Genomic DNA, 10205 nt, shown 5'->3' on the forward strand with positions numbered 1-10205 from the left:
TCACCCCAGCCCTCTCCCAGAGGGAGAGGTGGTTGTCCGAGTGATAATCAGATCTTTGCTAGCCCTGAAAATCGCAGGCGACCGGCACAAGCCTGTCCGCATCGGCTGACCGCCACCCGTTACCGATCCGCCAGTTCCACCTGTGCCGGTCGGCGCTGCATCAGCACCTTGCCGTTACGGATGGAGTACAGCGGCAGGCCCTGACTGCGGACCATCTCGTAGTCGCTGTCGGCGGAGAGCACCAGCAGGTTGGCCGGTCGCCCCTCCTCCAGGCCGTAGCGATCGCCCAGGCACAGGGCCTTGGCGCTGTTGACCGTGACCAGGTCCAGCGCCGATTGCAGGTTGCGATAGCCGAGCATGTGGCAGATGTGCAGCCCCGCTTCCAGCACCCGCAGGATGTTGCCGTTGCCCAGCGGATACCAGGGATCGACGATTGAATCCTGGGCGAAGCAGACGTTGAGGCCGGCCTCCAGCAACTCGTTGACCCGGGTCACGCCGCGACGCTTGGGAAAGGTGTCGAAGCGGCCCTGCAGGTGGATGCTCTCGGTCGGGCAGGAGATGAAGTTGATGCCGGCGTGGGTCAGCAGGCGGAACAGCTTGGCGCAGTAGGCGTTGTCGTAGGAGCCCATGGCGGTGGTGTGGCTGGCGGTGACCCGCGAACCCATGCCGCGGCTGCGTGCCTCTTCGGCCAGCACCTCGAGAAAGCGCGAATGGGGATCGTCGGTCTCGTCGCAATGGACGTCCACCAGGCAGCCGGTGCGCTCGGCCAGGTCCATGAGGAATTTCACCGAGCTCACGCCCTGGTCGCGGGTGTATTCGAAGTGCGGGATGCCGCCGACCACATCCGCGCCCAGGCGAATGGATTCCTCCATCAGCTCGCGCCCGTTCTTGAAGGACTCGATGCCCTCCTGGGGAAAGGCGACGATCTGCAGGTCGATCAGGTGGCCGGTCTCCTCGCGTACCTCCAGCATGGCCTTGAGTGCGGCCAGCGACGGATCGGTGACGTCGACGTGGGTGCGCACGTGCTGGATGCCATGGGCGGCCAGGGCGCGGATGGTGCGTGTGGCGCGGGTCTTGGTGTCTTCCTGGGTGATGGTGGCCTTGCGCTCGCCCCAGCACTCGATGCCCTCGAACAGGGTGCCGCTCATGTTCCAGCGCGGCTCGCCAGCGGTCAGGGTGGCGTCGAGGTGGATGTGCGGCTCGACGAAGGGCGGCACCACCAGGTTGCCGGCGGCGTCGATGTCGTCCGGCCCTACCGCAGGCGGCATGAGCTGCTCGGCGATGGCGGCGATGCGTCCGCCTTCGAGGCGGATGTCATACAGGCCTTCGCGGTCACGCAGGCGGGCGTTGAGGATGCGCATGGTCGATCTCCTAGAGCGAAGCGGGGGCGGCGGCACGACGGCCGCGACTCAGGCCATTGAACACGCCATAGCCGAGCGCCGCCACCCCGATGCCCACCAGGGGCGCCACCCAGGGCGAACCGAAGGCGGCGATGGTGCCCAGGCCGTAGGCCGCCAGCCCCGGCCAGTTGTAGTGCGGCAGGCGGGCCTCGGCGAGCAGCGGATAGCGCCCGCGATGGCGCAGCCAGAAGTCGGCGACGATCACCCCGCCGATGGGTGGGATCACCGTGCCGAGCAGTACCAGATAGGGCACCAGCAGGTCGTACATGCCCAGCACGGCCAGGGCGGTACCGATCAGGGCGCCGGCCAGGGTCACCGTCTTGCGGCGGCTGGTACGCACCAGGTTGCAGCCGGCCACGGCGAAGTTGTAGATGGTGTTGTCCTGGGTGCTCCAGATGTTGAGCAGCAACATGGCCAGGGCGGCGGTGGCGAAGCCCTGCAGCATCAGCACCTCCACCACGTCCGGCTGCTGGTAGACGATGGCGCCATAGGCGCCGATCAGCACCATCAGGCCGTTGCCGATGAAGAAGCCGATCAGGCTGGCCAGCACCGCCACCCGGGTGGAACGGGCGAAGCGGGTCCAGTTGGTGGCCTGGGTGGCGCCGCTGACGAAGGTGCCGAACACCAGGGTGATGGCGGTGGACAGGTCCAGGCTGGCGCTGGGCTGGATCGCCAGCAGGCCGGCCAGGCCGCCGGCCTTGGCGGTGGTCACGCTCATGGACAGGATCAGCAGCAGCGCCATGGCCGGCACGGCGATCCAGGAGAGGATCTCCAGGCCGCGGTAGCCGATGTAGGCGGTAGCGCAGAAGCCCAGGCCGAACACCGCCATCAGCGCCAGCACCGCGCCCTGCTCCAGGCCGAAGTACCTGCCCAGCACCACGGCAGCGGTGGCCGTCCCCCAGGCGTACCAGCCGATCTGGGTGAAGCCGAGGATCAGGTCGCACAGCTTGCTGCCGCGTTCGCCAAAGGCGAAGCGCCCCATCAGCACCGAGTTGAGGCCACTGCGACAGGCGATATGGCCGAGGGCGGCGGCATAGAGACCTAGCAGCAGATTGCCGAGGGCGATCACCCACAGCAGGTCGGTGAAACCAAAGGCCACCCCCAGCTTGCCGCCGGCGAACATGGTGGCGGTGAAGAAGGTGAAGCCCAGCAGCACCATGGCCAGGGAGGCCAGCCCCTTGCGGGCGTGGGGCGGGACTTCGCTCAGGGGATAGTCGTTGCCGGCGTTGCTCATAAGGCATTCCTCGGGATGGGCGTACCTGACGCTTAGCAGTGGCCGTGCCAGGCCCTGCCAAGCGGCATGGCAGAGGCCAGGGCGCCCTTGCCGGCCGATCCCTGGAGCCCGTCTTTGGTGCAGGGCGCTGTCCCGTGCCTTGGCCGGGGGCGGTCAAGTGTGAGACGGTTGCCGCGGCCGTCTCACAAGGAAAAGATCATGACCACGCCACGCCTCGCCGTCCTGGGTTCCGGTCTCATGGGCATCGGCATCGCCGTACACCTGGCGCGCCACGGCCATGCCGTGCAGCTGCAGGACGTCGACCCCGCCCGCCTCGCCGAGGTGGCCGCCACCGCGCGCACCCTGCTCGCCGAGCTGGAAGAAGCCGACATCGCGGTGGACACCGAGGCGGTCATCGCCCGCCTCAGCACCACGACCGAGCTGGCCGATCTCGCCGACTGCGACCTGCTGTTCGAAGCCGTGCCCGAGCGCCTGGAGCTCAAGCACCGCCTCTATGCCCAGCTCGAAGCCGTGCTGCGCCCGGACGCCCTGATCGCCAGCAACACCAGCGGCCTGCCACCGGACGAACTGGCCGCGCACCTGCGCCATCCCGAGCGCCTGCTGATCGCCCACTTCTGGAATCCACCGCACTTCATTCCCCTGGTGGAGCTGGTGCCCGGCACGGCCACCCTGCCCGCCCATCTGGAATCCGTGCGCCTACTGCTGGAAGCCGCGGAGCTGGAAGCCGTGGTCCTGCAGCGCGCCATTCCCGGCTTCGTCGGCAATCGCCTGCAATTCGCCCTGCTGCGCGAGGCCCTGCACATCGTGCAGAGCGGCGCGGCGGACGCCGAGACGGTGGACCGGGTGATGCGCGCCTCCCTGGGTCGGCGCTATGCCATGGCCGGGCCGCTGGAAGCGGCGGACATGGGTGGCCTGGATACCTTTCGCGACATCGCCCGGCATCTCTGGCCGACCCTGGCGCGGGACGAGGCGCCGCTGCAGCTGCTGGAAGACCAGGTGGCCGCCGGCCGTACCGGCCTGCGCAGCGGCCACGGCTTCCATGAATGGGACGCCGCGCGGCGTGAGCGCATCGTCCAGCGGCGCCTGCACCAGCTGCGCCATGCGCTGAAGCCATGAGCCGCACCCCGCCGGGTCTGCCCGGGCTGGAAGACTATGCCGACATCCGCCAGCGGGCGATCCGCTCGCTGTTCGAGATCATCGAGCAGACCAGCAACGGCACGGTGATCGTCGACCGCGAGGCGCGCATCGTCTGGATCAACCAGAGATACGCCCAGCACTTCGGCCTGCCGGATGCCGCCGCCGCCATCGGTCAGCCGGTGGAACAGATCATTCCCCACAGCCTGCTGCGCGAGGTGGCGCGCAATGGCCAGCCGATCCTGCTGGACATGCTGGAGACCCGCAACGGACCGCTGGTGGTGATGCGCCTGCCGATCCATACCGACGAGGGCGAGCTGATCGGTGCCATCGGTTTCGCCCTGTTCGACCAGTTGCAGCAATTGGCGCCGCTGGTGACCCGCTACCTGCGCATCCAGGAAGAACTGGCCACTACCCGGCGCTCGCTGCAGCATGCGCGCACCGCCAAGTACGGTTTCGGCCACTTCGTCGGCAGCGGCCCGGTCAGCCTGGAGGTCAAGCGCCGCGCCCGGCGCGCCGCCGCCAGCGAGGCTGCGGTGCTGCTGCTGGGCGAGACCGGCACCGGCAAGGAGTTGCTGGCTCACGCCATCCACGGCGCCTCGCCACGGGCCGGGCGGCCCTTCGTCAGCATCAATGCCGCGGCCATCCCGGAAAGCCTGCTGGAAGCGGAATTCTTCGGCACCGCGCCTGGCGCCTTCACCGGTGCCGAACGGCGCGCCCGCCCGGGCAAGCTGCAGATCGCCCAGGGCGGCACCCTGTTTCTCGACGAGATCGGCGACATGCCCCTGGCCCTGCAGGCCAAGCTGCTGCGGGTGCTGCAGGAAAAGGAATACGAACCCCTGGGCTCCAACGAGGTGCTGGCCTGCGACGTGCGCATGATCGCCGCCACCTCCCGCGATCTGGAAACCGCCGTGGCCGAGGGACGCTTTCGCGCCGATCTCTATTACCGCCTCAACGTGCTGCCGATCCGCATCCCGCCGCTGCGTGAACGCCTGGACGACCTGGCGCTGCTGGCCGAGGCCATCCTCGACGGGCTGCCGCAGGTGGGCGGACAGTCGACGCCCGACCTCACCGCCGACGGCCTGGCCCTGCTGCAGCGCCAGCCCTGGCCCGGCAATGTGCGCGAGTTGCGCAACGTGCTGGAGCGCGCCGTATTGCTGGGCGACGACAGCCAGCTGGACGCCGCGGCGCTGGCGGAGGCCCTGGGCGTTTCCGCCGAACTGCCAGCCAAGCCTGTGACGAGCGCTACCGGCGAAACCTACGCCGAAGCGCGCCAGCGCTTCGACCGGGAATTGTTCCAGGCGACCCTGGCCGCCTGCGGCGGCAAGGTGGACGAAGCCGCCCGGCGCCTGGGGTTGGGGCGTTCTACGCTATACAAGAAGCTGATGGCGCTGGGGCTTATGTCTCGAATATGAGACATATCCATAAATTGAGAAATGTCCTGTAGGAGCGGCCCATGGCCGCGATGGATTGGTAATCGCGGCCATGGGCCGCTCCTACAGAGTCATGCGCAGGCTGGGTGGAGAAGGCTTTATCGTCGAAGCCCAACATGGCCGGCGTCGAGCTGTTGTTGGGCTTCGCTGCGCTCAGCCCAACCTACGGGGTCCAGATTTTGAGACAAAATGGCGGTAATTGGCAGCGCTCAAAATAAAAATCCATACAAAACAATAACCTATGAATCTGGCACGGTTCTGGCTCCTGCATTCGGGCGATCTCTGCATCGCCCTATAACAACAAGAACCGCTTCGCCCCAGGCGAAGCTCTAGGAGAAGCCATGAGTGTCCTGATCGCACTCGCCGCCCTGGCGCTGCTGATGTTCGCCGCCTACCGGGGTTTCAGTGTCATCCTCTTCGCCCCTCTCGCCGCCCTCGGCGCCGTGCTGCTCACCGACCCGTCCGCCGTGGCGCCCGCCTTCACCGGGGTGTTCATGGACAAGATGGTGGGCTTTCTCAAACTCTATTTCCCGGTGTTCATGCTGGGCGCCCTGTTCGGCAAGCTGATCGAGCTGTCGGGCTTTTCCCGCGCCATCGTCGCCGCGGCCATTCGCCTGCTCGGTCGCGAGCGGGCCATCCCGGTGATCGTCGCGGTCTGCGCCCTGCTCACCTATGGCGGCGTCTCGCTGTTCGTGGTGGTCTTCGCCGTCTATCCCTTCGCCGCGGAGATGTTTCGCCAGAGCGACATTCCCAAGCGGCTGATCCCGGCGACCATCGCCCTGGGCGCCTTCTCCTTCACCATGGACGCCCTGCCCGGCACGCCGCAGATCCAGAACATCATCCCCACCAGCTTCTTCCAGACCACCGCCTGGGCCGCGCCCTGGCTGGGCCTGGCCGGATCGCTGTTCGTCATCACCGTGGGCCTGGCCTACCTCGGCAGCGCTCGCCGCAAGGCGCGCAACAGTGGCGAAGGCTATGCCAGCGTACCGCTGCGCAACGAACCCGAGACCGCCGCCGACCTGCCGCTGCCCAATCCCTGGCTGGCCCTGGCGCCGCTGGTGCTGGTGGGCGTGCTCAACCTGCTGCTGACCCGCTGGATTCCCGACTGGTACGGCGCCACCCATAACCTGGCCCTGCCCGGCATGGCCAAACCGGTGACCCAGGAAGTCGCCAAGCTGACCGGCATCTGGGCGGTGGAAGGCGCGCTGCTGGCGGGCATCCTGCTGGTGCTGGCGACCGGCTTCGGCGCCATCCGCGGACGCCTGGCGGAAGGCAGCAAGACCGCCGTCTCCGGTGCCCTGCTGGCCGGGATGAACACGGCCTCGGAATACGGCTTCGGCGCGGTGATCGCCGCCCTGCCCGGCTTCGTGCTGTTCGCCCAGGGCCTCAAGGCCATCCCCGATCCGCTGATCAACGAAGCCGTCAGCGTGACCCTGCTGGCCGGCATCACCGGCTCGGCGTCCGGTGGCATGAGCATCGCCCTGGCCGCCATGAGCGACACCTTCATCGCCGCCGCCAACGCGGCCGGCATCCCCCTGGAGGTGCTGCACCGGGTGGCGGCCATGGCCAGCGGCGGCATGGACACCCTGCCGCACAACGGCGCGGTCATCACCCTGCTGGCGGTGACCGGCCTGACCCACCGCGAAGCCTATGGCGGCGTGTTCAAGATCACCCTGATCAAGACCGTGGCGGTGTTCTTCGTCATCGCCCTCTACTACCTGACCGGCCTCGTCTAAGGAGACAGCCATGGACCTCACCGGCAAGACCGCCCTGGTCACCGGCTCCACCAGCGGCATCGGCCTGGGCATCGCCCAGCGCCTGGCCGCCGCTGGCGCCACCCTCATCCTCAACGGCTTCGGCGATCCCGCTGCGGCCCAGGCCAGCCTGCCCGGCCGCAGCGGCTTCCACGGCGCCGACCTGTCCAGGCCGGAGGAGATCGAAGAGCTCTTCGCCTACGCCCAGCGCGACTTCGGCGGCGTGGACATCCTGGTCAACAACGCCGGCATCCAGCACGTGGCGCCGGTGGAAGACTTTCCGGTGGAGCGCTGGGACGCGGTGATCGCGCTCAATCTCTCGGCGGTGTTCCACACCACCCGCCTGGCGCTGCCGGGCATGCGCGCGCGCGACTGGGGGCGCATCATCAACATCTCTTCGGTGCATGGCCTGGTGGCCTCCACCGGCAAGGCCGCCTATGTGGCCGCCAAGCATGGCGTGGTGGGCCTGACCAAGGTCACCGCCCTGGAGACCGCGCGTACCGGCATCACCTGTAACGCCCTCTGCCCGGGTTTCGTGCTCACCCCGCTGATCCAGCAACAACTGGACAGCCGTGGCAGTGATCCGGACCAGGCGCGGCGCGACCTGCTCAGCGACAAGCAGCCGTCGCAGGAATTCGTCACCACCGACCAGTTGGGCGAACTGGCGCTGTTCCTGTGCAGCCAGGCCGCTGCTCAGGTACGGGGCGCCGCCTGGACCATGGACGGCGGCTGGACCGCCCAATAACGACAAGAGGATCTCCATCATGAACAAGCTCTATCCCAACGCCGCGGCTGCCCTCGATGGGCTGGTCAGCGACGGCATCACCCTGGCCGTGGGCGGCTTCGGTCTCTGCGGCATCCCCGAGGCGCTGATCGCCGCCCTGAGAGACACCGGCGCCCGTGAACTGACCGCCATCAGCAACAACGCCGGGGTGGACGGCTTCGGCCTCGGCCAGCTGCTGGAGACCCGGCAGATCCGCAAGATGATTTCCTCCTACGTGGGCGAGAACAAGGAATTCGAGCGCCAGTACCTGGCCGGCGAACTGGAGCTGGAATTCACCCCCCAGGGCACCCTGGCCGAGAAGCTGCGCGCCGGTGGCGCGGGCATCCCGGCGTTCTATACCCGCACCGGCTACGGCACCCTGGTGGCCGAGGGCAAGGAGGTCCGCGACTTCAATGGCCAGCCCCATGTCATGGAGCTGGCGCTGACCGCCGACGTGGCCCTGGTCAAGGCGCAGCGCGCCGACAAGGCCGGCAACCTGGTCTTCAACAAGACCGCGCGCAACTTCAATCCGCTGTGCGCCATGGCCGGTCGCGTTTGCGTGGCCGAGGTGGAAGAGCTGGTGGAGGTCGGCGAGCTGGATCCCGATCAGATCCACCTGCCCGGCATCTTCGTGCAGCGCCTGGTGGTCAATGCCAGCCCCGAGAAACGTATCGAGAAACGTACCCTGAGCGAGGAGAAGTAAGATGGCCTGGACCCGCGAACAGATGGCGCAACGCGCCGCCCGGGAGCTGCAGGACGGCTTCTACGTCAACCTCGGCATCGGCTTGCCGACCCTCGTCGCCAACTACATTCCCGCCGGCATGGACGTCTGGCTGCAGTCGGAAAACGGCCTGCTCGGCATCGGTCCCTTCCCCACCGCCGAGACGGTCGATCCAGACCTGATCAACGCCGGCAAGCAGACCGTCACCGCCCTGCCCGGCAGCAGCTATTTCGACAGCGCCGCGAGCTTCGGCATGATCCGCGGCGGCCACGTGAACCTCGCCATCCTCGGCGCCATGCAGGTATCGGAACAAGGCGACCTGGCCAACTGGATGATCCCCGGCAAGATGGTCAAGGGCATGGGCGGCGCCATGGACCTGGTAGCCGGCGTACAGCGCGTGGTGGTGCTGATGGAGCACACCGCCAAGGGCGCCCACAAGATCCTGCCGGCCTGCGACCTGCCGCTGACCGGAGTCGGCGTGGTCGACCTGATCATCACCGACCTGGCGGTGCTGGAGGTGACCGAAGGCGGTCTGAAGCTGGTGGAACTGGCCGAAGGCGTCAGCCTCGATGAACTGCGCGCCGCCACCGGTGCCCCCATCCAGGCCTAGAGGAGACCCTGAACATGCAAGACGTCGTCATCGTCGCCGCCACCCGCACCGCGGTCGGCAGTTTCCAGGGCTCCCTGGCCAACGTACCCGCGGTGGAGCTCGGCGCCACGGTCATCCGCGCCCTGCTGGCGCAAACCGGCGTGGCACCGGCCGAGGTGGATGAAGTCATTCTCGGCCAGGTGCTCACCGCCGGCGCCGGCCAGAATCCCGCCCGCCAGGCGGCGTTCAAGGCCGGCCTACCCCACGAGGTGCCAGCCCTGACCCTGAACAAGGTCTGCGGCTCCGGCCTCAAGGCGGTGCAACTGGCCGTCCAGGCGATCCGTTGCGGCGACGCCGAGATCGTCATCGCCGGTGGCATGGAAAACATGAGCCTTGCGCCCTATGTGCTGCCCAAGGTGCGCAGCGGCCTGCGCCTGGGGCATGCCGAGCTGGTCGATTCCATGATCAGCGACGGGCTGTGGGATGCCTTCAACGACTACCACATGGGCCAAACCGCGGAGAATCTGGTGCAGCAGTACCAGATCAGCCGCGAGGCCCAGGATGCCTTCGCCGCCCGCTCCCAGCAGCGCGCCGCGGCGGCGGTGGAATCCGGGCGTTTCCGCGAGGAGATCACCCCGGTGGCCATCCCCCAGCGCAAGGGCGAGCCGCTGGCGTTCGACACCGACGAAGGCATCCGCGCCGATACCACCGCCGAGGGCCTGGCCCGGTTGCGCCCGGCTTTCGCCAAGGACGGCAGCGTCACCGCCGGCAACGCCTCCAGCCTCAACGACGGCGCTGCCGCGGTGCTGGTGATGAGCGCGACCAGGGCCGCCGCCCTTGGCCTGATGCCGCTGGCCCATATCGCCGCCTATGCCAGCGCCGGGGTGGACCCGGCGATCATGGGCATCGGCCCGGTCTCGGCCACCCGCAAGACCCTGGAAAAGGCCGGCTGGCAGCTGAGCGATCTGGACCTGATCGAGGCCAACGAAGCCTTCGCCGCCCAGGCCCTGGCCGTGGGTCAGGAGCTGGGTTGGGATGATGACAAGGTCAACGTCAACGGCGGCGCCATCGCCCTGGGCCATCCCATCGGCGCCTCGGGTTGCCGGGTGCTGGTGACCCTGCTGCACGAATTGCGTCGGCGCGAGGGTCGGCGGGGCCTGGCGACCCTGTGCATCGG

The 10205-nt window shown here is 68.0% G+C and carries 9 protein-coding genes; 7 read left to right on the plus strand and 2 right to left on the minus strand.

The window, feature by feature from the left end:
• Window positions 1-119: 119 nt before the first annotated feature.
• Together codA and codB are read right to left on the minus strand one after the other, a co-directional pair.
• Window positions 120-1361, minus strand: coding sequence for a cytosine deaminase (gene codA / locus POR01S_RS10060; RefSeq protein WP_042135569.1), 1242 nt, complete (start codon window positions 1359-1361; stop codon window positions 120-122).
• 10 nt (window positions 1362-1371) lie between these two features.
• Window positions 1372-2634 carry a cytosine permease gene (gene codB, locus POR01S_RS10065; protein ID WP_027602796.1) on the minus strand — a complete coding sequence of 421 codons (1263 nt, stop codon included), beginning with the start codon at window positions 2632-2634 and terminating at the stop codon, window positions 1372-1374.
• Window positions 2635-2832: 198 nt separating this feature from the next.
• Here codB and POR01S_RS10070 point away from each other — a divergent pair, with 198 nt between their 5' ends.
• The 7 genes from POR01S_RS10070 to POR01S_RS10100 form a co-directional block, all read left to right on the plus strand.
• Entirely contained in the window at window positions 2833-3750 is a 918-nt protein-coding gene (locus tag POR01S_RS10070; protein WP_042135571.1) for a 3-hydroxyacyl-CoA dehydrogenase family protein, read from the plus strand.
• Window positions 3747-5183, plus strand: a complete 1437-nt coding sequence (locus POR01S_RS10075; protein ID WP_042135573.1) for a sigma-54 interaction domain-containing protein — start codon at window positions 3747-3749, stop codon at window positions 5181-5183. The genes POR01S_RS10070 and POR01S_RS10075 overlap by 4 nt, the downstream gene beginning before the upstream one ends.
• Window positions 5184-5542: 359 nt before the next feature.
• The gene (locus POR01S_RS10080; RefSeq protein ID WP_042135574.1) at window positions 5543-6937 is read left to right on the plus strand and encodes a GntP family permease; all 1395 of its coding nucleotides are present in this window, start codon (window positions 5543-5545) and stop codon (window positions 6935-6937) included.
• 10 nt (window positions 6938-6947) lie between these two features.
• Entirely contained in the window at window positions 6948-7700 is a 753-nt protein-coding gene (locus POR01S_RS10085; RefSeq protein WP_042135576.1) for a 3-hydroxybutyrate dehydrogenase, read from the plus strand.
• Between the two features lie 19 nt (window positions 7701-7719).
• Window positions 7720-8421 (plus strand): CoA transferase subunit A, encoded by a 702-nt coding sequence (locus tag POR01S_RS10090; RefSeq protein WP_007162850.1) that lies wholly within the window; start codon window positions 7720-7722, stop codon window positions 8419-8421.
• 1 nt (window position 8422) lies between these two features.
• Window positions 8423-9049, plus strand: coding sequence for a CoA transferase subunit B (locus POR01S_RS10095; RefSeq protein ID WP_007162849.1), 627 nt, complete (start codon window positions 8423-8425; stop codon window positions 9047-9049).
• A 14-nt stretch (window positions 9050-9063) separates the two neighbouring features.
• Window positions 9064-10205: acetyl-CoA C-acetyltransferase (locus tag POR01S_RS10100; RefSeq protein ID WP_042135577.1), on the plus strand; the 1142-nt coding region annotated here is incomplete at its 3' end.

It is taken from the genome of Pseudomonas oryzihabitans NBRC 102199, assembly GCF_000730625.1.
Classification (GTDB): domain Bacteria; phylum Pseudomonadota; class Gammaproteobacteria; order Pseudomonadales; family Pseudomonadaceae; genus Chryseomonas; species Chryseomonas oryzihabitans.